The 24288-nt window shown below is 53.1% G+C and carries 21 protein-coding genes; 7 read left to right on the top strand and 14 right to left on the bottom strand.

Features of this window, described 5'->3' with window-relative positions; genetic code table 11:
• Window positions 1–15: 15 nt before the first annotated feature.
• Complete coding sequence (locus IG609_RS16800) at window positions 16–327, bottom strand: ArsR/SmtB family transcription factor (RefSeq protein ID WP_193398280.1); 312 nt, start codon at window positions 325–327, stop codon at window positions 16–18.
• Window positions 328–806: 479 nt separating this feature from the next.
• Here IG609_RS16800 and acnB point away from each other — a divergent pair, with 479 nt between their 5' ends.
• Complete coding sequence (gene acnB / locus IG609_RS16795; protein WP_193398281.1) at window positions 807–3404, top strand: bifunctional aconitate hydratase 2/2-methylisocitrate dehydratase; 2598 nt, start codon at window positions 807–809, stop codon at window positions 3402–3404.
• A 205-nt stretch (window positions 3405–3609) separates the two neighbouring features.
• Window positions 3610–3969, top strand: a complete 360-nt coding sequence (yacL, locus tag IG609_RS16790; protein WP_025919395.1) for a protein YacL — start codon at window positions 3610–3612, stop codon at window positions 3967–3969.
• A gap of 46 nt (window positions 3970–4015) precedes the next feature.
• On the opposite strand, the gene fsa is transcribed toward yacL, so the two are convergent.
• Genes fsa through IG609_RS16770 form a run of 4 tightly spaced genes read right to left on the bottom strand, consistent with a single transcriptional unit; the run spans window position 4016 to window position 6762 of the window.
• Window positions 4016–4681, bottom strand: a complete 666-nt coding sequence (fsa, locus tag IG609_RS16785; RefSeq protein ID WP_193398282.1) for a fructose-6-phosphate aldolase — start codon at window positions 4679–4681, stop codon at window positions 4016–4018.
• Between the two features lie 53 nt (window positions 4682–4734).
• Window positions 4735–5994 carry a PTS ascorbate transporter subunit IIC gene (gene ulaA, locus IG609_RS16780; RefSeq protein ID WP_116163713.1) on the bottom strand — a complete coding sequence of 420 codons (1260 nt, stop codon included), beginning with the start codon at window positions 5992–5994 and terminating at the stop codon, window positions 4735–4737.
• A gap of 14 nt (window positions 5995–6008) precedes the next feature.
• Window positions 6009–6296, bottom strand: coding sequence for a PTS sugar transporter subunit IIB (locus IG609_RS16775; protein ID WP_193398284.1), 288 nt, complete (start codon window positions 6294–6296; stop codon window positions 6009–6011).
• A gap of 22 nt (window positions 6297–6318) precedes the next feature.
• Entirely contained in the window at window positions 6319–6762 is a 444-nt protein-coding gene (locus tag IG609_RS16770) for a PTS sugar transporter subunit IIA (protein ID WP_095700577.1), read from the bottom strand.
• 318 nt (window positions 6763–7080) lie between these two features.
• Here IG609_RS16770 and IG609_RS16765 point away from each other — a divergent pair, with 318 nt between their 5' ends.
• Window positions 7081–8271: a LacI family DNA-binding transcriptional regulator gene (locus tag IG609_RS16765; protein ID WP_193398285.1), complete on the top strand. Its 1191-nt coding sequence runs from the start codon at window positions 7081–7083 to the stop codon at window positions 8269–8271.
• Window positions 8272–8316: 45 nt separating this feature from the next.
• On the opposite strand, the gene IG609_RS16760 is transcribed toward IG609_RS16765, so the two are convergent.
• The 6 genes from IG609_RS16760 to IG609_RS16735 all read right to left on the bottom strand — a co-directional run bounded on the left by IG609_RS16760 (window position 8317) and on the right by IG609_RS16735 (window position 14315).
• On the bottom strand, window positions 8317–9006 hold the full coding sequence (locus IG609_RS16760; RefSeq protein ID WP_116361771.1) for an SDR family NAD(P)-dependent oxidoreductase: 690 nt from the start codon (window positions 9004–9006) through the stop codon (window positions 8317–8319).
• A 46-nt stretch (window positions 9007–9052) separates the two neighbouring features.
• On the bottom strand, window positions 9053–9520 hold the full coding sequence (locus IG609_RS16755; RefSeq protein ID WP_193398286.1) for a NanQ anomerase/TabA/YiaL family protein: 468 nt from the start codon (window positions 9518–9520) through the stop codon (window positions 9053–9055).
• 61 nt (window positions 9521–9581) lie between these two features.
• A complete protein-coding gene (locus IG609_RS16750) occupies window positions 9582–10769 on the bottom strand; it encodes a sialidase family protein (RefSeq protein WP_193398287.1) in 1188 nt (395 codons plus the stop codon).
• A 3-nt stretch (window positions 10770–10772) separates the two neighbouring features.
• Window positions 10773–12188 (bottom strand): sodium:solute symporter family protein, encoded by a 1416-nt coding sequence (locus tag IG609_RS16745; protein WP_193398288.1) that lies wholly within the window; start codon window positions 12186–12188, stop codon window positions 10773–10775.
• Window positions 12189–12225: 37 nt separating this feature from the next.
• Window positions 12226–13110 (bottom strand): dihydrodipicolinate synthase family protein, encoded by an 885-nt coding sequence (locus IG609_RS16740; RefSeq protein ID WP_193398289.1) that lies wholly within the window; start codon window positions 13108–13110, stop codon window positions 12226–12228.
• A 68-nt stretch (window positions 13111–13178) separates the two neighbouring features.
• Complete coding sequence (locus tag IG609_RS16735) at window positions 13179–14315, bottom strand: iron-containing alcohol dehydrogenase (RefSeq protein WP_193398290.1); 1137 nt, start codon at window positions 14313–14315, stop codon at window positions 13179–13181.
• 235 nt (window positions 14316–14550) lie between these two features.
• Between IG609_RS16735 and dtnK the strand changes: the two genes are divergently transcribed.
• From dtnK to IG609_RS16720, 3 genes are all read left to right on the top strand, one after another.
• Window positions 14551–15879 (top strand): D-threonate kinase, encoded by a 1329-nt coding sequence (dtnK, locus tag IG609_RS16730; RefSeq protein WP_193398291.1) that lies wholly within the window; start codon window positions 14551–14553, stop codon window positions 15877–15879.
• The gene (locus IG609_RS16725; RefSeq protein ID WP_193398292.1) at window positions 15872–16852 is read left to right on the top strand and encodes a D-threonate 4-phosphate dehydrogenase; all 981 of its coding nucleotides are present in this window, start codon (window positions 15872–15874) and stop codon (window positions 16850–16852) included. Before dtnK ends, IG609_RS16725 begins: the two co-directional genes overlap by 8 nt.
• 147 nt (window positions 16853–16999) lie before the next feature.
• Window positions 17000–17815 carry a DeoR/GlpR family DNA-binding transcription regulator gene (locus IG609_RS16720; RefSeq protein WP_193398293.1) on the top strand — a complete coding sequence of 272 codons (816 nt, stop codon included), beginning with the start codon at window positions 17000–17002 and terminating at the stop codon, window positions 17813–17815.
• Window positions 17816–17828: 13 nt separating this feature from the next.
• On the opposite strand, the gene IG609_RS16715 is transcribed toward IG609_RS16720, so the two are convergent.
• From IG609_RS16715 to IG609_RS16705, 3 genes are read right to left on the bottom strand one after another with little or no spacing between them, the layout of a single operon-like run.
• Entirely contained in the window at window positions 17829–18815 is a 987-nt protein-coding gene (locus IG609_RS16715; RefSeq protein WP_193398294.1) for an aldose epimerase family protein, read from the bottom strand.
• 24 nt (window positions 18816–18839) lie between these two features.
• Window positions 18840–19826: a LacI family DNA-binding transcriptional regulator gene (locus tag IG609_RS16710; protein ID WP_102117323.1), complete on the bottom strand. Its 987-nt coding sequence runs from the start codon at window positions 19824–19826 to the stop codon at window positions 18840–18842.
• A gap of 54 nt (window positions 19827–19880) precedes the next feature.
• Complete coding sequence (locus IG609_RS16705) at window positions 19881–20816, bottom strand: ROK family protein (RefSeq protein ID WP_102117322.1); 936 nt, start codon at window positions 20814–20816, stop codon at window positions 19881–19883.
• 327 nt (window positions 20817–21143) lie between these two features.
• On the opposite strand from IG609_RS16705, the gene IG609_RS16700 reads away from it, so the two are divergent.
• Window positions 21144–24281: an alpha-mannosidase gene (locus IG609_RS16700; RefSeq protein WP_193398295.1), complete on the top strand. Its 3138-nt coding sequence runs from the start codon at window positions 21144–21146 to the stop codon at window positions 24279–24281.
• Window positions 24282–24288 lie beyond the last annotated feature (7 nt).

Genomic DNA, 24288 nt, shown 5'->3' with positions numbered 1-24288 from the left:
GGGCCGTTGCCGCTATCAGGGACAGAAAATGCCTTTTAAGGTGGAGATGATTTTTTCCACGTCCTGATTTTCGATGCGGTAGTACAGCGTTTGTGACTCGCGCCGATAGCTAATCAACCCTTCTTCACGCATTTTTGCCAGATGCTGCGAGAGGGCGGATTGGCTTAGCGGGATGTGTTCAAGCAGCGTGCCAACCGACATTTCGCCGTGCTCGATAAGCAGGCAAAGCACCAGTAGTCTGTTCTCGTTGCCAATCGCGCGCAGCATAGCCGCTGCTTTTGCTGCGCCGTCCTGCATGAATTCTCGATCCGAATTGCTCAACGCCATGTTTCTACCATCCTGCGTAACTGACTAATTTAGTGATACCTAATATATTGAGCTTATCATACCCTCGGCTTCGAGCGGGATGATATCCGTACCCGTCATATTCACTTTTCCCGACGCTATTGCGAACATTCTGATTATCGTTACGCCATCAAACGATGATTAATCACACTATATTGTTAAAAACCTACCTATTATGTGGTTAACTCAGCATAGTTAGTGTGCACCGTCAGGGACATGCTATTCTGCTGAGGTCGGCATTTTTCAGTGAGAGCGAAATTGGGCACATAGCGTAGTTGAATAAAAATTAATGTTGCTATTATGTGAACGAATTAACAATCAATTCAAATCCTGATATGCTGACGAGGCTGGACCGGACACTCTACTACCTTACATCCACACGCTGGCACCCAGGCATGGACACCACAAGCGGGAACAAGAGCGCCGGGCATAATGAAGACAATGAGAGCGAGGAGAACGTCGTGCTAGAAGAATATCGTAAGCACGTAGCCGACCGGGCTGCGCAGGGGATTGTTCCTAAACCGTTAGATGCCACGCAGATGGCCGCGCTGGTTGAGTCACTCAAGAATCCCCCAGCGGGCGAAGAAGAAGTATTGCTTGACCTGCTGATTAACCGTGTCCCCCCCGGCGTTGATGAAGCCGCCTACGTGAAGGCCGGTTTTCTGGCTGCCGTCGCTAAAGGCGAAGCCACTTCCCCCTTGGTCACCCAGGAAAAAGCGGTTGAGCTGCTGGGCACTATGCAGGGGGGGTATAACATTCATCCGCTGATTGATGCGTTAGACAACGACAAGTTGGCACCGATTGCCGCCGAAGCGCTGTCCCACACGCTGCTGATGTTTGATAACTTCTACGATGTAGAAGAAAAGGCGAAAGCAGGCAATGCGCACGCCAAGAAAGTAATTCAATCCTGGGCTGATGCCGAGTGGTTCCTGTCCCGCCCGAAACTGGCGGAAAAAATTACCGTTACTGTCTTTAAAGTCACCGGTGAAACCAACACGGATGACTTGTCTCCGGCACCTGATGCCTGGTCGCGCCCGGATATTCCGCTGCACGCGCTGGCGATGCTGAAAAACGCCCGTGAAGGTATCGATCCCGATCAACCTGGCGTCGTGGGCCCGATCAAACAGATCGAAGAACTGAACAAAAAAGGCTTCCCATTGGCTTACGTCGGTGACGTTGTTGGTACCGGTTCGTCGCGTAAATCGGCAACTAACTCCGTGCTGTGGTTCATGGGGGATGATATCCCTCACGTCCCGAACAAACGCGGCGGTGGTGTAGTGCTGGGCGGCAAGATCGCCCCGATATTCTTCAACACCATGGAAGATGCCGGTGCGCTGCCGATCGAAGTCGATGTGAACGATCTGAATATGGGTGATGTGATTGATATCTACCCGTATGAAGGTGAAGTGCGCCGCCATGACACCAATGACGTGCTGGCGACGTTTGCGCTGAAGACTGACGTCTTACTGGATGAAGTCCGCGCCGGTGGCCGTATTCCACTGATTATCGGTCGTGGGCTGACGTCCAAGGCGCGCGAATCACTGGGCTTGCCGCACAGCGATGTTTTCCGTATTTCCAAAGCGGTTGAAGTCAGCAAAAAAGGCTTCTCGCTGGCGCAGAAAATGGTGGGACGTGCCTGTGGCGTTGCGGGTATTCGCCCTGACGAATACTGCGAACCGAAGATGACGTCTGTAGGTTCACAGGACACCACCGGGCCAATGACCCGTGATGAGCTGAAAGATCTGGCCTGTCTGGGCTTCTCCGCCGATCTGGTGATGCAGTCGTTCTGTCACACTGCGGCCTACCCGAAGCCGGTTGACGTGACCACGCACCACACGCTGCCTGATTTCATCATGAACCGTGGCGGCGTCTCGCTGCGTCCGGGCGATGGTGTTATCCACTCCTGGCTGAACCGTATGCTGCTGCCGGATACCGTTGGTACGGGCGGTGACTCACACACCCGTTTCCCAATCGGTATCTCTTTCCCTGCGGGCTCCGGTCTGGTGGCGTTTGCTGCCGCGACGGGCGTGATGCCGCTGGATATGCCGGAATCCGTTCTGGTGCGTTTCAAAGGCAAAATGCAGCCGGGCATTACTCTGCGCGATCTGGTTCACGCCATTCCGCTGTACGCCATCAAGCAAGGCCTGCTGACCGTTGAGAAGAAAGGTAAGAAGAACATCTTCTCTGGCCGTATTCTGGAAATCGAAGGTCTGCCGGATCTGAAAGTTGAGCAGGCGTTTGAACTGACCGACGCCTCGGCGGAGCGTTCTGCGGCTGGCTGTACGATCAAGCTGGATAAAGCGCCGATCATCGAGTATCTGAACTCCAACATCGTGCTGTTGAAGTGGATGATCTCCGAAGGCTACGGCGATCGTCGTACGCTGGAACGTCGTATTCAGGGCATGGAAAAATGGCTGGCCGATCCACAACTGCTGGAAGCGGATGCCGATGCCGAGTACGCTGCGGTGATCGACATCGATCTGGCCGACATCAAAGAGCCGATCCTGTGTGCGCCGAACGATCCAGACGATGCGCGCTGGTTGTCTGACGTGCAGGGCGAGAAGATTGATGAAGTCTTCATCGGTTCCTGTATGACCAACATCGGCCACTTCCGTGCGGCAGGTAAGCTGCTGGATAGCCACAAAGGCCAACTGCCGACCCGCCTGTGGGTTGCGCCGCCGACCAAGATGGATGCGGCACAGCTGACCGAAGAAGGCTACTACAGCGTGTTTGGTAAGAGTGGCGCGCGTATCGAGATCCCAGGTTGCTCGCTGTGCATGGGTAACCAGGCGCGCGTAGCGGATGGTGCAACGGTCGTTTCCACGTCGACGCGTAACTTCCCGAACCGTTTGGGAACCGGTGCTAACGTGTATCTGGCCTCTGCCGAACTGGCTGCGGTTGCGTCGCTGCTGGGTCGTTTGCCGACCTCGGAAGAGTACCAAACCTACATGTCGCAGGTGGATAAAACCGCGCAGGACACCTATCGCTATCTGAATTTTGACCAGTTAGGTCAATATACCGAGAAAGCGGATAGCGTGATCTTCCAGACGGCGGTCTAACTCGCTATAGTTCGCATCTCTACACCGAAGGAGGCCTTGTGCCTCCTTTTTTTCTGCCCGTTTTATACGCGTCATACCTCACTTTGCCTGTGCATTGGCGTTTGGTATCGTGCCTTTGCAACATGAAAGGTGAAGGTGTATCACGACGGTAGGGTGCAGAGGCGACTAAACTGAACATAAGCAACATCACAGTGAGGATGGCACCATGGACTATGAATTTTTGCGGGATGTGACGGGCCAGGTCATCGTTCGTATGTCGATGGGACATGAAGCGATCGGGCACTGGTTCAATGAAGAAGTAAAAGGCCAGCTAACGGTATTGACTGATGTTGAAGAAGCGGCGCGCTCTGTTGCGGGCAGTGAGCGGCAGTGGCGGCGCGTGGGCCATGAATACACGCTGCTTCTTGATGAAGAAGAAGTGATGGTGCAGGCAAATCAACTGTCTTTCACCACGGATGAGCTGGAGGAGGGCATGAGTTATTACGACGAAGAGAGCCTGTCGTTATGCGGTCTGGATGACTTTCTGACGCTGGTGGAAAAGTATCGCGAGTTCGTCCTGCATTGAGCGTGTTGAAAACACCACCCGGCGAGCGAGTGGTGTTTTCCATCAATCAGCCAAGATCGGCATGACCAAAGCGTGCCTGCCAGTCATGATCGAACCGGTTAAGCGCATCGTCAACCGCAGGATCTTGCAGGAACAGTTCAGCAACGGCAGGGTCGACGGTAATCGCCCGACACCCCGCCAGCAGGCAGTCCAGCACCTGACGCGGCGTGCGAAAGCTGGCTGCCAGCACCTGAGTTTGCGGGCTGTGCAGGTTAATCAGGGTTTGCAACTCTTTTACTAGCGCAATCCCGTCTCCACCCTGTGCATCAATGCGATTGACGTAAGGCGCAATGTAGCTCGCCCCCGCCAGCGCGGCATAAAACCCTTGCCCTGCGCCATACACGGCGGTGCCGAGGGTAGGGATATCCAGCGCCGTCAATTGCCTGATAGCGCTTAAACCCGAATGCGTCACCGGCACTTTGACGACCAGAGAAGGAATCACCTCTCTGAGCTTCAATGCCTCTTCCACCATCACATCAGGATCGCGCGACATCACCTGAGCAAACAGCTGTCCTTCCGTGCCGATAATGGCCTGCATATCCCGCAGCACGCTGTAAATATCGGATTTTCCGCGTGCGACAATGCTCGGATTGGTGGTCACGCCTTTAATCGGCAACACGCCAGCGAGTCGTTCTACTGCGGCGACATCCGCCGTATCTAAATAGAATTCCATCATTTTCCCCATTAACTAAAATCGGTCTGTTGGATGACATTCATTATGCGGGCTTAGCGCACGATAATACCCAGCAGAATCCCTACCGCGCCGAAATCGGAATCGCTGAACGTGGTGTTCGCCAGTCCGATACTGCCTAGCACTGGGAGCAGGAAAACAGGCAGGAAGGTAATCAGTAATCCGTTGGCAAAAGAACCTAAAATCGCACCGCGACGTCCGCCGGTGGCGTTACCGAAAACGCCAGCCGCTGCGCCGACGAAGAAGTGCGGCACCACGCCGGGAATGATCACCGTCCACCCCATCAGGTAGAGCAGAACCATACCGATCACCCCAGCCGCAAAGCTGCTCAGGAAGCCGACCAGAACAGCATTCGGGGCATACGGGAAGACAACGGGGCAATCTAATGCTGGTTTAGCGTTGGGAACCAGTTTGTCAGAAATACCTTTAAACGCAGGCACGATTTCCGCAATCACCATCCGCACGCCTTGCAGCACGATATACACGCCAGCGGCAAAGGTAATGGATTGGATCAGCGAAAACATGAACCAGTTTTTCCCACCGGCGTTCATCGTTTTCACTGCTTCCGGACCGGCAAACAGACAGGTGAAAATGAAGATGAAAAACATGGTAAAGGCGATGGCAACCGGCGTATCACGCAGGAACAGCAGGCTCTTCGGTACTTCCATGTCCTCTGTTGATTTCTCTTTATTACCAAACTTGCTGCCGATAAACGCTGACAGCAGCTGTGATATCGCCGAGAAGTGACCAAAGGCGACGTCATCCGAGCCTGTGACTTTCTTCATATACGGGTGAATAATGGCAGGGAACAGCACCATTGATACCCCAACGACCAGTGACCCAACGGTAATCAGCATCACTCCTTTCATGCCTGCTGTTGCCAGAATCACCGCAACCATCATCGACATAAACAGCGTGTGGTGGCCGGTCAGGAAAATGTATTTCCACGGCGTAAAGCGGGCGATCGCGATATTAATGACCATCGCAAAGAACATGATCATCGCCATCTCGGTGCCGAAGTTCTTCTGTGCTACCGCGACAATAGCTTCATTGTTCGGTACTACACCGGCGATACCAAACGCATGGTGGAAAATCTGGGCGAAATCCCCCAGCGAGGACACTATAAGGCTCGCGCCCGCCCCGAGGATCAGGAAGCCCATTACGGTTTTCACCGTGCCTTTGATGCATTCCGTGGCCGGTTTTTTCTGTGCAATCAGGCCGATAAGCGCAATCAAACCGACCAATATGGACGGTTCAGACAGCACATCACTCATTAAAAAACGGAAGAATTCCATTTTTGATCCCTCGCTTATAACGCGCCAAGTTCTGTCAGGGCGACCGACAGGTGCTCTTTCATCGCCACTTTATCGATCATGTTATTCAGGGACACGATTTTTCCCCCCACTGCCTGCGCGACGAGCTGATCGGCAATATCCTTTGTACCGACAAAGATGTCGCTGTCCGTACCTTTCGCCGAACCTAAATCCACGTGGTCCACGTCAGCAACCACGCCGAGTTCTTTAACGATGTTTTTAATGCTCATTTCCATCATCAGGCTGGTACCCAGGCCGTTACCGCATACGACTGTAATTTTCATAATCTGTGTCCTCTGGTGGCAATTAATAACGAGAAATAACGGAAAGCACCTGTTCTACTTCCGTCGCGTTAATTAACGCGGCGACGTCATCAGGCGTGTCGAACAACTGAGCGAGCTGTGAAATAATATCGATATGGCTATTGCTGTCCGTGGCGGCCAGAACGATCAGCAAATGCACGGGATCGTTGCCTTCGGAATGGAAAACCACGCCGTCGCGAATCAGCGTCAGGCTGACGGCAAGTTGGTTCACGCCGTCTTCCGGGCGTGCATGCGGCATGGCAATTCCCGGGCCGACGACATAGTAAGGACCGATAGCCTCATGAGAGCGGTAGATCGCTTCAACATAGGTGGGTTCAATCGACCCGTTATCCAGTAAAGGCTTACAGGACAAGGCGATAGCGTGACGCCAGTCATCACAGGCAGGTAAAATCTGAACAATGTCTGGTGTTAGTAAAGTGTTAAGCATTAGAGTCACCTCTGTATCATTCTGAACGCAGGATAGTGTGCCGCCCTCGAAAATAATGTGATTAACATCTAAAAAGATAGCGCTAACTGATATAGCTATCATTAACTGTGACCGGCTTAGCACAAGCGGGGCCATTATTTGTTCCCCCGTGTTGTCACAGGCACACTATGAACGGCGATGACACGGCGTGAATGGCGCAGTAGAAATCAGGGTGTTCGCACGTTGCTTACCCCTTCACGCTAGCCTGAAGGCAATGACGTAACAGGCTGTTATCGCGACCGTGCGATGAGAAAAATGACGAATGGAGAGGAAGTGAGCATGCGTAAGCGTCGCAGTACCGGTAAGGTTACGCTACAGGATGTCGCCGACTACGCGGGCGTAGGGACGATGACGGTATCACGCGTAATGCGCAAACCCGATCTGGTCTCTGAAAAGTTACGCAGCAAAGTGGAACTGGCCGCCAGAGCATTAGGCTATGAACCCAATCAAGAGGCCAGCCAGCTCACCGAGAGCACGAGTCGCGTGACGCTACAGGACATTGCGAGCCATGCCGGTGTCGGCGCGATGACGGTGTCCCGCGCGTTGCGGGAACCCGGTCTGGTTTCTGATGCGACACAGAAGAAAATCAATGACGCGATAAAAACGCTGGGCTATGTTCCGAATCAGGCCGCAGGCGCGCTGGCATCAGCCTATCAGCCTGCTGTCGCGGTGCTTTATCCTTTTCAGCAAGATCGCGCCAGCGTGCGTTTTGTGCAGGCGCTGCAACAGGCGGTGGGCAAACATAACGTTCCGTTAATCATGGGCTGCCATGAATATCGTCAGCATACCGAAGCGGGAATGGTCGAAAAACTCCTGCAGCAGCGGCCAGCGGCGCTGGTGTTATTCAGCGCGCAACTCTCACAGCGAACCCGAGACATTATTCAGGCCAGCAACGTTATTACGGTGAACGTTTCCGGTGCTGACGTGCTGAGTGCGAATATCAATATTGATATCGCCCTGGCCGAAGCGGCGGAGCAACTGACGATGTCGCTGCTGGAAAAGGGGTATCGCCACGTGGCTTATATCGGCGCGCATACGGATAACCGTTTGCAAAAACAGCAGTTGAACGGCTGGAATAAAGCCATGCTGGCGCATTATCACAATGCGGATTTGAAAATTACGATCCCGGAAGCGCCTAGCCTACAGTTTGGCCGCTATGCGATGACGGAACTGCTACAAAACCAGCCGGAGCTGGATGCGATTATCTGTAGCCATGAGGAAATTGCGCTGGGGGCGCTCTTTGAATGTCAACGCCGTCTGATGAAAGTCCCTTACGATCTGGCGATTACCTGTCTGGATGGTTCTGAACAATGTGAGCACACGTTCCCGACGCTGACTGCAATGCGGCTTGATTATGAAAAGCTGGGCGCGGAGGTTGGGCGTCTGGTACTCGCCATGATGGACAACGACGAACATCCACCGGTAGTGGAAAAAGTGAAGTTTATCTTTGAACCGCGTGCCAGCAGCTAGCTAAACCGGCCTGCGCGGCCGGCTTAGCAAGGACAGTGTGATGAATTACAGCGACGCACCACCGCACATCACCAACTGCTGTCCGGTAATGGCTGCGGCAGACGGGGAGAGCAGATAGCCCACCAGATCGGCCACTTCCTGTGGCTGGATGAAGCGCCCAATCGGCGGCAGCTTCGGCGGAGAACTCTGGCGGCCCGGCATCGTCAGCATCGGCGTTTCCGTTGCGCCCGGCGCGACGATGTTTACCGTAATGCCGCGCGGAGCCAGTTCCGCCGCCCAGCTTCTTGCCATGCCGATCATCGCGGATTTGGTGGTGACGTACTGGCTACGCCCTGCTGAACCGCTCGACGTTCGGCTGCCCAGCAGCACGATGCGGCCACCTTGCGGCAGCTTATCGACCAGACGGTCGGCAAGCACCTGTGCCGCGTTGATATGCAATCGCCATAGCGTTTCACCGTCTTCGAGCGAAAGTTGACCGAGCGGGGCGGTTTTCATGATGCCCGCGGCATGGATGACGGCATCAACCTGCGTAATTTCGTCCAGAATGGCCGTCAGCGCGGGCGTATCCATGATATCCACCGCGCGGTGGGTAAAGTTTGGATGTGAGTAGTCACCCGGCTTGCGTGACAGGCCGGTTACCCGCCAGCCTTCCGCCAGTAATTTTTGTGTGATGGCGGCACCGATCCCTGAGCTGCTACCGGTAATCAGGGCGTGTTTAGGGGCTGTCGCTGACATGTGTCTCCTTAATCAAACTTAACGGCTTTGATGCAACCATTCTTAATTACAATAACGTGACGGGGATTTTAAACACGGCTTTTTTGACCGGAGCAGGGCTGTCGTTAATGGCACATAGCGCCTGATGGGCTTCGCCCGGATAAAACGTGACGAAGTCGCCTGCCCGCAGGTGGATCTGATGCGGCACCTGAGGATTATCCAGAATGTAGAGATCCGGTTTACGTTCGGTCGCGGGTTGGCCGTGCACATCATTCAGACCGTAACCGATAATTTCCTCGCCTTCCAGAATCAACTGAATATCGAGGTAGTTGCTGTGAAATTCGGTGTGTCGCGTGGCGCGCGGTGTGGTGTTCACGGTGCCGATGTTATAGAACCAGTCGGCTCCTTCCGGCTGATAGCGGCCTTCGGGTAGCGCATTCAGTTCAGCTAACGACATGCCCGGTGCGGACAGAATGGTCCACAGTGCATCGGGCAGCGTGGCGAGTTTGAGGGCGTTGAGGTTTCCTGCAATCATAATAGTGTCCTTAAGGTAGCGGGGGAGAGCCCCCGCTGACAAAGAGAAAAAGCAGCGTGGTTTAGTTCGCTTTGACCCACTCTTCACTCACCACGACGTGCTTTATCGCCTGACGGAAGTAGGTGAACGCAACGTGCAGTTTACCGTCCTGCGCTTGCTTGACGCTGGGGTAAGAGAACTCGCGGTTCAGCTTCTCCGTGGAGTTATTGGTCATGCAGTAGCCGTCGCCCACTTCGATATTGCGCTGCCACGGCCAGCTTTTACCGCCGTCTTCCGAAATGGCGAGCGTCATCGGGGCGCGCGGGGCACCCCAGAAGGCGCTACGAGCACCGGCTTGCACTTCCGGCATTTTGGCATTGCTGGCTTTGTCTTCTTCATCTTCGATTTCATCGTACAGCGACAGACGGCGTTCGGTAGCATCGGCGGCGCTCATGTGGTTGAACACCAGCGCCAGATGGCCATTCTCCAGCGTCGTCACCTGAATGGACGAGTTGTTGTTCGGCAACTCGGTCGGCACGGGATCTGACCAGGTTTTACCGCCATCCGTTGAACGGCTTTGGTAGATGAAATCCGCCCAGCGGCTGCGGTACAGCGCCAGCAGCGTGCCGTCCTTCAGCGGGGTGATGTTCATATGTACGCAGCCCGTGCTGTTCGGCACTGGATATTCCTGCCAGGTTTTCCCCTGATCGCTGGAAATTTTTACGGCGCTGTCATCATCGTTGCCGACCCATTTTTCACCTGGCTGAACGCGGCAGTAGAACACGGGCAGCAGCCAGTCGCCGTTTGCCAACACGGTGATGGGCTGGCGGATGAAGGTACCCGGTTGATCGAGCAGCGTGCCGATCTCGCCCCAGGTCGCACCGAAATCCGTAGACTGACGGTAGCGCACAATCGCGGTGTCCTGATTACCGGATTTCTGTGCGGTGTACAGTAGCCACAGCACGTTGTCCGGTGCGAGGAACAGCACTGGGTTCTGCTCGGAACGCGTAGCATCTTCAGACAGCTTAACGGCTTGACTCCAGCTATTGCTGCCTTTCACCAGACGGGACATGTAGATAGAGATATCCGCAATCCCTTCCTGTGTGCCGCCGAACCAGACGCACAACACATCGCCGTTCGGCAGATGGAGCAGGTTGGCCGCATGATTCTGCGGGCATTCCGATGGAATGTAGGCATCCATACGCGCGGCATCGCCTTCTGCGTGATGAACTTTTCCGCTACGTTCCACGGTAATGATTTCGCTACTCATGACTCAGGCTCCTGATTTATTTTCAGTTTGAGAAATTTTGATTTTGGTCGCTTTGTTCGGAATCATGCGGTCGATCAGCATGACGATCGCTGGCGTGGCCAATGCGACATACATGTTATCGATACCGTACGGGTTGCCGAGAATATACCAAACAGAGGTGACGACGCAGGCTGATATCAGGCTGGCATTCGCGCCTCGGGTGCTGTTAAAGAACGGCAGATAGAAGGCAATGATGGCGACCACCGAGATAGAAAGGCGGATGGCACGGGTAAAGAATGACAGCTTGAGAACTTCAGGCACCAGTAAAACGAAGATCAATGGCAGGAAGCCGATGATGAGCGAGAATACGCGCGTCATCTTCATCTCTTTTTCTGGTGTTGGGTTGTAATACGGAACATAAAAGTCTTTAACAATCAGTGAAGCAATCGCCAGTGCGACGGTACTCACGCTGATGAAGATAGACGCGACCAGTGATGTCGTAACCAGACCGGCAACCCATGGATTCATATCTTGTAGAAAAATCGGCATAGCGTAGAGGCTTTTGATTTCTGGGTGAGCAAACTTCGCTGCAACACCGATGACCGCAATAGCAATTGCGATAGGCATACAGAAAAAGAAAGCAACCCAGGTAGCGCGTTTGGCTGATTTTGCACTGCTGGTTGAAGAGATGGCCTGAATCACGAACTGGGTACAGAAGATGGAACCGATGGTGCCAATCAGCCAAGCGAAGATAGTGCTGGCCCCGATGTTACCGTCCCATGTCCAGTAGTAATCCGGCATTTTTTCGATCATCGGGGTGATGCCGCCGGTCATTTTCAATGCGACGTACAGGATGATCATCACACCAATGTATTTGATGGCACTGTGAATCAGGGTGACGTAAGCCACGCCTTTTAAACCACCAAAGTAGAAATAGAAGGTACTGACGATCGCCGTGATCAGTGCGGCGACGGGCAGAGAAATCTTCAACACCGTAGAGATTGCGGCTGCACCGCTGACGTAGTTGCCCACGTTTACCAACAGCAGAGCGTAGATCATGATGATCGAAATGATATTTTTGGTACTCGTACCGTATTTCTCGGCGATAGCACCAGAAATAGTCAATTTGCCGGTGTTATAGATTTTCTTAACCAGAATCATACCGAACAAAAGAAAGCCGATCGCGGCACCAATCACCGACCAGGAGGCGGCGATGCCGTTCTCAAAGGCAGACTGTGCCGTACCGACCGTCGATTTGGCGCCGATGAATTCGGTCATCAGCAAAACACCGACGATAAATGCCGGTAGCGCACGCGACCCTTCCATGAACTCAGCGTTTGATTTACTGCGTAGTTTGAGCGTTAACCAAGAGGTAAACGCGATATAAAACACTATCATCCCAATGATGATGAGGGTATCGGTGAAGTCAAAATGGTTCATATCTTCTCGGCCTTAAATGGAAATTGATATTTCTCTGTTACTGCGAGAATTGATTAAGGATGTTGCGGATGTTGTCTTCATCCTGTGCGGAAAACTGGATTGGATAGCGGCTGACGCCGACATCTTCACCCATGATCGCCAGCGCTTTTTTCACCACAGCCGGTGAGAACGCGATGGCGTACAGTGTCTTACGCAACTCGGCAACCTGTTCTTGTGCCTGACGAGAGCCTTCGATGTCACCGGCGTGGAAACGATGCCAAATCTGGCTGATCGGTTCCGGTGCTACGTTAGCCAGCCCAGAAATACAGGCGGAGCAGCCGTCAACAAAGCCCTGGTGAATGAGCGAGTCTGGGCCATTCAGTACGTTAAAACCCTGTACGCCTTTCACCGCTTGCACATAACCGCTCAGGCTTTCATAACTGCCTGCGCTGTCTTTAATGCCGATGATGTTCGGGTGATCTGCCAGCGTGCGGACGGTTTCCGGCGCCAGCGTATTCCCCGTGCGTGCAGGAATGTTGTAGAGAAACACCGGCACAGTCAGCGCATCGGCGACGGCAGTGTAGTGGGCGATCAGTTCTTCCTGTTTGAGTGGGATGAAATACGGGGTGATGACCGAAACGGCATCAACACCCAGCGCGGCGATGCGCTTGCCGAGCTTGATGGTTTCCCGCGTGGAGATTTCACCGATGTGGCCGACAACCGGCACTTTTCCGGCGACTTCATCAACGCAGGTTTCTGTGACGGCAACTTTCTCATCGGTGTGTAGAACGAAAAACTCACCGTTGGTGCCGTTACAGAAAATACCGTTGCCATAGCGCATCTGGCGCTGAACCTGAAGACGCATAGCAGCGGGATTAAATTCGCCTTGTTTATCAAACGGCGTGACGATGGCGGTCAGGACGCCGGTAATATTTTTACGCATTGTTCTTCCTCGTGACACGTAATCAAAAAGATGAAAATTTAAAACCGTTCAACCTAAATCCGTACGTTTTAAAACAGGGTCAGATAAACCTCGCGGACGTCGTCAGCGCTGACCTGTGTTGGCACGTTTTTCATCAGGCGTTGAACCTGTAACGCGGCATCAACCAGATACGGCAGGTGGTCTTTTTCCACGCCGAGCTGCTGTAAGGTGTTAGGCAGATTGAGGCGTTTAACCAACTCGCTAAAGTAGCTCACCAGCGCTTGCGCTTTTTCCTCGGTATTCAGCGTCAGATCGGCATCCGGCAGCAGGTCATACGCCTGTGCGAATTTGTCCTGTGCGGCGTCCTGCACGAAACGCATGCAAGGGGCGAGCAGGATGGCGTTCGCCACGCCGTGCGGGATGTGGTACTTGCCGCCCAGCGGGTAAGACATGGCGTGAACCAGATGCGTACCGGAGTGGGCAATGGCTGCACCGCCGTAGTAGGACGCCCACAGCATGTTCAGCTTGGCTTCCATATTGCTCGGCTCGCGCACGGAGGTTTCGAGGTTGGCAAACAGCTTTTTCAGGCCAATCAGCGCGTAGTTGTCGCTGACTGGGTTGGCAATCGTTGAGGTGAAACACTCAATCAGGTGGCAGAGCGCATCGATACCGGTTGAAGCGGCGATATGTGACGGCATGCTGATGGTCAGCTCTGGCACCAGCGCAACGTAATCCGGCAGCATCACTGGCGTAATAATGCCGACTTTGGTCTCTTTCTCTGGGATCGCCAGAATGGCATTTGGCGTAGCTTCTGAGCCGGTTCCTGCTGTGGTTGGGATAAGCAGGGATGTCGTGCGGCGCGTCGGTTTCTCTCCTGCCAGCAGGCTATCCAGCGTGACGGTTTCATCGCCCGCGCACAGTACGGAAAGCAGTTTGGCGACGTCCAGCACGCTACCGCCACCGACGCCAATCACCAGATCGGTCTGGGTTTGTGTGAGCTGGCTCAGTATCTGGGCAACGTCGTGTTGGCTTGGCTCGGCAGGAACATGATCAACCAACAGAACCTGCGGAACGGCGTGCTTAACTTGTGCGATCAGCGCCTGAACGTCAGGCAGCCCGACGATGTTTTTGTCGGTGACAAATAAAACGTGCTGTTTCCCTGCCAACAGGTGACTAATGTCCTGAAGTACCCGGTAACCGCTGAGGATAGTGCTATTGATATTCATGCTTATTACCTTGCCTTTTCTCTTCTTCGCCAGAGCGTTATCGCGATGATAATGGTTGCAATATTGATTACTTTCAGTCAAATGGAACGGTTTTAGTCACTGCTAAACGCCATTTGCCACATCGTGGTGATAATTTATAGGTGAAATTCCTTTTAAATAATTTGATATTGCTCACATATAATCAAATGTGATTCAATATAATCATTATCAGGTAATCATGAACCGGGGATGAGGTATGCCAAACGTGCAGCAATCAGCAGAACAGGTATTAGTGGTCGCTGATGACTTTACGGGTGCCAATGATGCGGGCGTCGGTCTGGCGCAGCATGGCGCGCGGGTTAGCGTCGTCTTTGACGTTAATAAACTGCACGCGGATTTACTGGGCGATGCGGTGGTGATCAACACCGATAGCCGTGCGGCGCGTGATGACGTGGCGTCTCAACGTATCGTAGAAGCGGTTACAGCTTGGCAGGCAGTCGGCGGACAAGGCTGGATTATTAAGAAGATTGACTCGACGCTGCGTGGGAATCTGGGGGCGGAAGTGGCTGCTGCGCTGTCTGCGGCAGGCGTGCCCGTGGCGCTGATTGCTGCCGCGTCGCCGACGCTAGGGCGTGTGACCCGCCAAGGCGAAGTCTGGGTGAATGGTCGTCTGCTTACCGACACGGAATTTGCCAGCGACCCAAAAACACCGGTTGCTTCGGCTTCTATCGCAGCCCGTCTGGCAGAGCAAACCGCTTTATTCGTGGCGGAAATACATCTTGATGACGTCCGTCAGGCTAATTTAGCCCACCGTTTGCAGCAGTTGGCGGACGAGGGCGTGCGTCTGATTATTCTTGATACGGACGTGCAGGACGATCTGACACATATCGTTGATGCCGCCAGAAAGTTGCCGTTTCGCCCCTTGCTGGTCGGCTCGGCGGGGCTGAGCGAAGCGCTGGCGAATACGCAGAATTTTACGCGTAAAACCGAAAAGCCGCTGCTGGCTGTCGTCGGGTCGATGAGCGACATCGCTCAAAAACAGATTGCGGCCGTCAGGCTGCGCAGCGATGTCACGCTGGTTGATATCGATATCAACGCACTTTTTTCAGCCGATTCGTCCACCGTCATGGCATCCCAGTGTGAGGACGCGGTGAAGGCGCTGATGATCGGTAATCACTGCATTATTCGTACTTGTCATAACGAAAATCAGCGCTTCGAGATTGACGCGCGGTGCCAGCAGCTTGGGCTTAGCCGACAGCAGCTTGGCGAAACGATCAGCCACTATCTGGGGGAACTGACGCGCAATATTGTTAAGGCGCTAGACACCCTGACGGCGGACAGCGCTAACCAGCGCCTGCCGGGCGGACTGTATTTATCCGGTGGTGACATTGCGATTGCCGTGGCAACCGCACTGGGCGCGACCGGCTTTCAGATTAAGGGGCAAATCGCATCCTGTGTGCCCTGGGGATACCTGCTGAACAGCGTTGTCGGCACGACCCCTGTGATGACTAAAGCGGGGGGTTTTGGCAACGAAACTACTTTGCTCGACGTTTTACGTTTTATTGAGGAGAAGGTCAGTGAGTAAAATTATTGCGGTAACGATGGGTGATCCGGCAGGGATTGGACCGGAAATTATTATCAAGTCTCTGGCCGAAGGCGAGCTTTCCGGTGCGTCTGCCGTGGTGGTGGGCTGCGTACAGACGATGCGACGTATTCTGGCGCTGAATGTGGTGCCAGCCGTAGAGCTGAAAATTATTGATAAACCAGCTGACGCGGTCTTCGCGCCGGGCGTAATCAACATGATTGATGAGCCGCTGGAAGATCCTCAGGCACTGAAGCCTGGCATTGTTCAGGCGCAGGCGGGCGATTTGGCTTACCGCTGCATCAAGAAAGCGACTGAACTGGCGATGGCGGGTGAAGTCCATGCGATTGCCACCGCGCCGCTGAATAAAGAAGCGCTGCACTCGGCGGGCCACCTCTATCCGGGCCACACCGAACTGCTAGCGAAGCTGACCAACAGCCGCGACTATGCGATGGTGCTGTATACCGATAAGTTGAAGGTGATCCATGTTTCAACGCACATTGCGCTGCGTAAATTCCTGGATACGCTGAACCGCGATCGCGTGGAAACGGTGATCGACATGGCGGATATCTTCCTCAAGCGCGTTGGTTTTACCCACCCGCGTATCGCCGTTGCCGGGGTTAACCCGCATGCGGGCGAGAATGGCCTGTTTGGTGATGAAGAGATCAAAATTGTGTCGCCATCGGTGGAAGCCATGAAGGCCAAAGGCATTGATGTGTATGGCCCATGCCCGCCGGATACCGTCTATCTACAGGCGTATGAAGGCCAGTACGACATGGTGGTAGCGATGTATCACGATCAGGGGCACATTCCGCTTAAGCTGCTGGGCTTCTATGATGGGGTGAATATCACCGCTGGATTGCCGTTTATCCGCACCTCTGCTGACCACGGCACGGCGTTTGATATTGCCTGGACAGGGAAAGCGAAGTCAGAAAGTATGGCGATCTCTATCCAGCTCGCCATGCAGTTGGCATGATTCAGGCTAACTCATCACGGCTGATAGCTCGGTTTTTGTAAGCGAATAAAACGCGATACAGCACGCATTGCAGGATATCTTCCTTCCCGCGTTTGGGAAGGTTTCTGGTATCCTGCAATCAAGAATAGAGAGTTTAACAACCGCAAGATGGATATCGCCGTGGATCCTACATTAACTGATGCTTTCCGCATGAGCGGGGATAAAGTAAGAGGCCAGAGCCGTCTTGATCAGATTATGGATTATCTGAAAAGCCATAATCTGGTGACAGTCGATGAACTGGTGTCCGTGATCGACGCTTCTCCGGCGACGATCCGTCGTGATTTAATCAAACTGGATGAGCAAGGCGTGATTAGCCGCAGTCATGGCGGCGTGACGCTCAATCGTTTTATTCCTTCCCAGCCGACCACGAATGAGAAATTACAGCGCAGCCTTCAGGAGAAGCAGGCGATTGCTCGCTACGCCGCGACACTGGTCAAACCGGGCAGCGCGGTGGTGCTGGATGCGGGAACGACCATGCTGGAGCTGGCGCGAAACCTGACACATTTGCCGCTGCGCGTGATTACCGCCGATTTGCAAATTGCGCTGTTTCTGTCTGAGTTCAAGCAGATCGAAGTGACGATTATCGGTGGACGTATTGATGACAGCAGTCAGTCCTGCATCGGCGAACACGGCCGCCGTCTGTTACGCAGCATTTACCCCGATATTGCCTTTATCAGCTGCAACTCGTGGAGTCTGGATAAAGGTGTCACTACGCCGACGGAAGAGAAAGCCGGCGTGAAGCAAGATCTCGGTGCGAATGCCAGTCGCCGGATACTGCTGGCTGACAGCAGCAAATACGGCGCGTACTCACTGTTCTGCGTCATGCCGCTGTCGGGGCTAACCGATATCATCACCGACAGCGCGTTAGCGTTTGAGGTGCAGCAGCAGCTCAACGCACAACCTTTTCAATTGCATCTTGTTTAAGCATGCTTACCGTTTAAGCGGGCTGACAATGTAGCTGGTAATCAATCTTCAGTGGTTTTTCTGGCGTTATTTGCTGGTTGGTCGCATAACCTTGCGCGGCGATAGGATTTTCCCTGAGGCTTTTGGGGCCAAGATCCCAAGCTGAACAAATGGGTTCAACACCCAAACAGCGGTTTCGCCCATTCCAGGGTGCATAAGCACGGCCACCATTGCTAAACCACAGCAAGCAGTGAGGAAGCGATTGCGTGTCCCAACGCAGCGTGACGCGGTGCTGTTGTGCTGGATAATGCAGACTGATGGCTGATACTGGGCTCAGTAGCTGGACGATTTCTTCCGTGGCTTCTGCTAATGGAAGCCGTTGCAGATTCATCGCATTGCCTGATACCGTTGGCACGGTAGCAAGGCTGTTGAACCTTGCCAAGGGGCGTAACTGGCTGATGCCTGGCTCCGGTGCTTCGGGGTACACCAGCCCACTTTGCATGTTTTCTGCCGTTAAAATGACATCTCCTGCGTCATTGCCAATGGGAAAGATGGGATGCAGGCCGATAGGAAAACGGCATTCTCGGCGCGCTTCAACAATCAGTCGAAAACACGCCCTTCCGTCGTCTTGCAACGTTACTTCACGCGTTAAGCGTGTGAGTGGAAAATCCTCAGCAAACAGAAACTGGAGCTGAATGACGTTTTCTTTCTGAGATGTAACCTGCCATTCACCGTTAACAGGCAAACCATGTGAAGCATGATGAAAAAAGCCCTCACCATCCTGTGAACTATGGCCAAATGGGACGGCCACCCACTCTCCCGCAAGGCGCTGCATTAATGGCGGAAGATTGGCACAGGCTGCTACATCATCCAGCCAAGGGGCGCGGTAGAGCACTTCTCGGGGCGGCAGAACGGATGTCTTGTAACGTAGCGAAGTCAAAATGCCACCCGCCGTACTCAGCGTGGCAGCAAGTTGGCCATCATGGCTGGTCAAAGAGAACAGGTGGGGTTGTGAAGGCATAATGTCTCCAAGGTAAAAGGAATACTACTCTTCACCTGCACTTTTACGGATCACTAGCTGCACTGCGAGATGCTGAGCGCCCACGCGCCGTTCAGGGTCAAGTAAGAGAGCGAGTGCTTGATGACCTAACTGTGCTTTATCAATCGCAACTGTGGTTAAGGGCGGATGAGCCAAACGTGCAGAATCAATGTCATCAAACCCGACAATTGCCATATCTTGCGGCAGATTAAGCCCTTGTTTTTGACAGACGCGCATAGCAATCAACGCCGCGGAATCATTATAGGCAAAAATGGCGTCAGGACGCTGCGGCAGTGCCAGCAGCTCTTCCACCGCCTGCGTCAGCGCCTTTTCGGTATCCAGCAATGGTGGGGCGATCGCTTCATACTCTGGGGGCATCAGCAATTTCGCTTCATATAGCGCTTGGCGGTAGCCTTTTTCTCGTTGGCGAATACTGTAGTGAGCCAAGCTGCTTGCCAAATAGGCGATACGTGTCCGGCCTTGGGCGATCAGATGCTGGGTCGCCAGATAACCACCTTGCACATTATCTGGGTTGACGCTGGGTAAATCAGGTGCCCAAAGATCCACCAACGCCAAAGGCAGTTGCATCTTGTGCAGCACGGCCAGAAGCTCAGGCTCAAAGAAACCTGCACACAGTAATGCATCCGGCTCGTGCAGCCTGACTTGTTCCTCGACGGGATCCATCGGCCCTAATGCAAGAAAACTCAAGGCAATACCTTCCTGACGGCAAGCATTTTCAACACCGAGCAACAGTGGAGAATAGAAGGATAATGCACTGGTGATGTTGTGTTGACGGTGTAGCAGAAACAGGACTCGACGAATTTTTTCTGTGCGTAATCGAGTAAAATCATAACCCTGTTGCTGGGCGATAGAGAGAATGCGCTGCCGAGTCTCTTCTTTTAGTCCTGGCTGTCCTTTTAGGGCTCGGGACACTGCTCCCGTGGACACGCCGGATGCGGCGGCAATATCTCTGATCCTGATCCGCTTGGTCATGCGTTACCTTACGCTGTGAATAAAAAGGAACTCCGTGATGATTGCATTATGGTATCACAACGTTTCATCGTCTGGCATGGGGTAACCGGCTTTTGCACCGAGCCAGGCAGCGCCGCGCACACCGCTACTGTCGCCGTATCTGGCTTGTACGATCGGCGTCATAAAGGTATTGCTAAACACGTAGCGGGCAATACGATCGCCAAGATCGGTATAAATCGCTTCGCTATTTGATAACCCGCCGCCCAGCACGATCACGTCGGGATCGAGCAGGTTGACCACACTGGCCAATGCACGTGCGAGTTGATCCTGATAACGCTGAAAGTAAGCCAGCGCGTTGCTCTCTTTGAATTCGACTGCATCCATAATTTCTCTGGCGCTCAGCGTAGTACCATTAAAGTGATTGTAGCGTTGGGCTAAACCGGTACCAGAGACAAACGATTCAATACAGTTGCTTTGCCCACAATAGCAACTGACCGCTGGGCCGTCATACTCCGGCGTATAGCGTGGCAGCGCATTGTGACCCAGCTCACCTGCACAGCGATTACGGCCATCCAGTACCCGCTGATGAATAGCGATACCACCGCCGCAACCGGTGCCGAGAATGACACCGAATACGGTATCGTAGCCTCGGCCCGCTCCGTCGATAGCCTCAGAGAGAGTGAAACAGTTGGCATCGTTGCTAATGGCGATGGGTTGCTTTACGTACGCCTCCAACATGGCTGGCAGCGGTTGCTGATTAATCACCAGAATATTGGAGTTCTTGATACAGCGGTTACTGGCTTCTACCGTGCCGGGTAGGCAGATGCCAATGGTAAAAGGCTGCTGAAGGGCTTTCCGCACCTCTTCAATCACTTGGCACAGACGGTGAAAGAAAGATTCATAGCTCTGCTTTTCTGTGGCATAGCGCTGTAGATAGACGACTTCGCCCGCTGCGTTCAGCACAACGGCCTCGATTTTAGACCCGCCGATATCAATGCCCAAACTTAACATGGTGTTTCGCTCCTGTGCCGCCCACTGGCGACAGAGATACGCCATAAATTAGAGGCGCTATAAATTGTTAATTTTCGTCTAGGGTACTTTTTATGTTTACTAAACTCAATCGGTGTTTTGGGGGGTTAGACAAGTGGGTTTTGGTTTTAACCTTTATTAATCATTGTTTTGTGTTTTTTTATTGTCATGGCATATGAAAAAATAACGCCATGTTGTGAATCACATCACGGATGTTTAATTAAAAAACTCATTTTGTTTACTAAAAAAACACTGAGTGCTATTACATAGGAGCCGCATTTACCCCCCTATGATTACAGTGAGCACGCTATGTTTTTTACCGAGGAAAAGTTAAGCCAGCGCTTGGACGAAGTAGCCCAATATCGATTGCGACAGATTCAATCGGTAGAGCTGGCGGAGATTTGCTTTGATCGTGAAGGAAAAAACGGTGCTTACCCACCGGGCACCGAGGCTGACTGGCAGCCCTGTAAACAGGGATTCCGCTGGCAGGAACGGGATATTTATGCCTGGCTGAAATTACGTGTAACGTTGCCACAGGGAGGCCCGCAATACACTGTCGTCGGGCATTTTGATTTTGGCTTGGGCGTGCAACGGCCTGACTTTGAAGCTCTGCTGTATATTGACGGTCTGCCGTTTCATGGCATCGATCAAAACCATGCGCAGGTTGTTTTCCCTGAGGAATATCAGGGTAAAACCCTCGAACTTTGTTTCCGTCTTTGGTCGGGGATTCTGGAAGGTAAGGTTCGTAAACATTTTCAGGCATTCCACGTTGGGAACGGGTTTGAAACCGCGCAATTTGCCGTGTTGGATAAACCGACTGACACGCTCTATTACACCACATTGGCAATCTTGCAAACGCTGGCAGTGTTGCCGGAAAACGATCCTTGGCGTATACGATTATTAACGGTCACTGATGCTGCCTACCGCCTGATTGATTGGCGAGATCCCGGCAGTGACGGTTTTTACCGCTCCATTACTGACGCTTCCACTCAGTTGGAGCGTGACTATGCGCAGCCCAACAAGTCACACCCAGTGACGGTGCATTGTGTCGGGCATACGCATATCGACGTCGCCTTTTTATGGCAACTCAAACACACACGTGAAAAATGCGCTCGTTCATTCTCCACGGTGCTGCGTTTGATGGAACGCTATCCTGAATACACCTTCTTCCAGTCTCAGCCCCAGTTGTATGACTACATTAAACAGGATTACCCCGATCTTTATCGTCAAATAAAACAGCGCATCAAAGAAGGGCGCTGGGAAGTGGATGGGGCAATGTGGGTTGAAGCGGATTGTAACTTACCCTCGGGTGAGTCTTTTGTGCGCCAGATTCTTCTGGGTAGTCGCTTTATGCAGGATGAATTTGGCATCACGCCACACTGCCTATGGCTGCCTGATGTTTTTGGTTATTCGTGGGCACTGCCACAAATTCTGAAAAAAAGCGGCATCAAATACTTCATGACCACGAAGATAAGTTGGAATGAATTCAATAAGATGCCGCATGATACGTTTACCTGGCGTGGTATTGACGGTAGCGATGTGTTGGCACACTTCATCACTACCCCAGAGGCTGGTCATCCTCGTTATACCTATAACGGCATGGTGAATGCGGAATCGGTGCAAGGTATTTGGGACAACTATAAAGACAAACCGCTCAATCAGGAATTACTGCTGGCCTACGGCTATGGTGACGGTGGCGGTGGCCCAACGGAAGAGATGCTGGAGTTGTTACGCCGCTTTGAAAAAATGCCGGCACTACCTGCGATTCAGATGGGGCGTGTGGATGATTACTTTACCCGCCTTGATGCGCGCTTGCAGGACAGTAATGAATACCAACACACCTGGGACGGTGAACTCTATTTTGAAAGCCATCGTGGTACCTACACCAGTCAGGCTCAAGTGAAAAAGGCCAACCGTCAGGCCGAGTTACGCTACCGTCGAGCAGAGTGGGTTCAGGTGCTGAGCGCCTTGACAGGTGGGGGCTGGTCACAGTATCGCGCTGACGATTTGACTGACGGTTGGAAAATCCTGCTGCGCAATCAGTTCCACGACATCATTCCTGGTTCCTCCATTGCTGAGGTGTATCAGGATGCGGCGTTGGAGTATCAGGAGGCAGAAAACATCGTGGCTGACGTGCTTAATGAAAGCTGGCATCACTTGGTGACGCCGCATCAGGATGCGGTGAGCTTAGTGAACAGCGGCTCTTGGAAGCGCGACGATATGGCCTTTATTCCTGGTGCTAGCGATGTGGTATGGCGTGATGCGCAAGGACAAATGCTGTTATCGCAGCCTGTGGATGGCGGAAGCCTGGTGCAGGTAAGTGATTTGCCTTCGCTGTCAGGTACGACGATCTACGCTACGCCGTTGGAAACGAATGTCGAAGAAAATACCCCGTTTGTGTTCGGTGAAGGTCAATTGGAAACGCCACACTACCTGATTGTCTGGAATGAACAAGGCCATTTGACGCGTATTTACGACCGACAGTATCAGCGTGAGGTCTTGGCGGATCACGGCAACGTATTGACGGTATATGAAGATAAACCATTGAAATACGACGCCTGGGATATCGAAATTTTCTACTTCCAGAAACAGCGCCCAGTAACCGAATTGGAATCAGTACGCGTTGTTGAACAAGGTGCCTTGCGCTGCTCCATTGAATTTGTATGGCGTTATCATAACAGTCGCGTGGTACAGCAGATGCAGGTTTATAGCCAACTGCGCCGTATCGATTTCCATACCCGTGTCGACTGGCAAGACTTTAATCAACTCCTCAAGGTGGTTTTCCCAGTGGCGGTGCGTGCCACAGAGGCCACCTATGACGTCCAGTTTGGCAACGTCAAACGACCCACAACCTGGAACACCACCTGGGACGCTGCGCGCTTCGAGAGCGTGGCACACCAGTGGGCCGATCTTTCGGAGTACGGCTATGGCGTTAGCCTGCTGAATGACTGCAAGTACGGTCATGCGATCAAAGATAACGTGATGCAACTGACGCTGATCAAATCTGCGGTTAGTCCAGATGCTCATGCCGATCGCGGCGAACATGAGTTTACTTATGCGCTGCTTCCACATGCCGGAGACTGGCGTGATGCTGCCGTGGCACAACAGGCCTTCTCACTCAATGAACCATTGCAGGTATTGCTGGGAGAATGGCGAGAAGCAGCAAATGGTGTGATTCGCTGTGATCATCCTTTTGTTGCGTTGGATGCGATTAAGAAAGCAGAACAAAGCGAGTGGGTTATCGTGCGACTGCATGAGTTTGCCGGTGGGCGGCAGCAGCTCACGCTTGATAGCTCGCTGCCTATCCGCGAGTGGAGGGAATGCGATCTGTTGGAAGCGCCGGAAAGCGGGAAAACGCCACAGCAGGGACCGCTGACATTGACGTTCGCACCTTATGAGATTAAGACGGTGGCCATCTGTTTTGCCCATGCCGATACCGCAGTCTGATGGGAAA

It is taken from the genome of Pectobacterium quasiaquaticum (assembly GCF_014946775.2).
Taxonomy (GTDB): Bacteria; Pseudomonadota; Gammaproteobacteria; order Enterobacterales; family Enterobacteriaceae; genus Pectobacterium; species Pectobacterium aquaticum.
The sequence above is the reverse complement of the archived record's forward strand: the minus strand, read 5'-3'. Positions and strand labels throughout refer to the sequence as shown.

Coding starts and splice junctions, on each gene's coding strand:
- IG609_RS16715 (WP_193398294.1), bottom strand. CDS start 18,815: ATGCCTTCACAACCCCACCTGTTCTCTTTGACCAGCCATGATGGCCAA.
- IG609_RS16750 (WP_193398287.1), bottom strand. CDS start 10,769: ATGAGTAGCGAAATCATTACCGTGGAACGTAGCGGAAAAGTTCATCAC.
- IG609_RS16770 (WP_095700577.1), bottom strand. CDS start 6,762: ATGCTTAACACTTTACTAACACCAGACATTGTTCAGATTTTACCTGCC.
- IG609_RS16775 (WP_193398284.1), bottom strand. CDS start 6,296: ATGAAAATTACAGTCGTATGCGGTAACGGCCTGGGTACCAGCCTGATG.
- IG609_RS16720 (WP_193398293.1), top strand. CDS start 17,000: ATGGATATCGCCGTGGATCCTACATTAACTGATGCTTTCCGCATGAGC.
- IG609_RS16735 (WP_193398290.1), bottom strand. CDS start 14,315: ATGAATATCAATAGCACTATCCTCAGCGGTTACCGGGTACTTCAGGAC.
- dtnK (WP_193398291.1), top strand. CDS start 14,551: ATGCCAAACGTGCAGCAATCAGCAGAACAGGTATTAGTGGTCGCTGAT.
- IG609_RS16745 (WP_193398288.1), bottom strand. CDS start 12,188: ATGAACCATTTTGACTTCACCGATACCCTCATCATCATTGGGATGATA.
- IG609_RS16755 (WP_193398286.1), bottom strand. CDS start 9,520: ATGATTGCAGGAAACCTCAACGCCCTCAAACTCGCCACGCTGCCCGAT.
- IG609_RS16705 (WP_102117322.1), bottom strand. CDS start 20,816: ATGTTAAGTTTGGGCATTGATATCGGCGGGTCTAAAATCGAGGCCGTT.
- IG609_RS16740 (WP_193398289.1), bottom strand. CDS start 13,110: ATGCGTAAAAATATTACCGGCGTCCTGACCGCCATCGTCACGCCGTTT.
- IG609_RS16700 (WP_193398295.1), top strand. CDS start 21,144: ATGTTTTTTACCGAGGAAAAGTTAAGCCAGCGCTTGGACGAAGTAGCC.
- IG609_RS16800 (WP_193398280.1), bottom strand. CDS start 327: ATGGCGTTGAGCAATTCGGATCGAGAATTCATGCAGGACGGCGCAGCA.
- IG609_RS16765 (WP_193398285.1), top strand. CDS start 7,081: ATGCGTAAGCGTCGCAGTACCGGTAAGGTTACGCTACAGGATGTCGCC.
- fsa (WP_193398282.1), bottom strand. CDS start 4,681: ATGGAATTCTATTTAGATACGGCGGATGTCGCCGCAGTAGAACGACTC.
- IG609_RS16760 (WP_116361771.1), bottom strand. CDS start 9,006: ATGTCAGCGACAGCCCCTAAACACGCCCTGATTACCGGTAGCAGCTCA.
- IG609_RS16710 (WP_102117323.1), bottom strand. CDS start 19,826: ATGACCAAGCGGATCAGGATCAGAGATATTGCCGCCGCATCCGGCGTG.
- ulaA (WP_116163713.1), bottom strand. CDS start 5,994: ATGGAATTCTTCCGTTTTTTAATGAGTGATGTGCTGTCTGAACCGTCC.
- yacL (WP_025919395.1), top strand. CDS start 3,610: ATGGACTATGAATTTTTGCGGGATGTGACGGGCCAGGTCATCGTTCGT.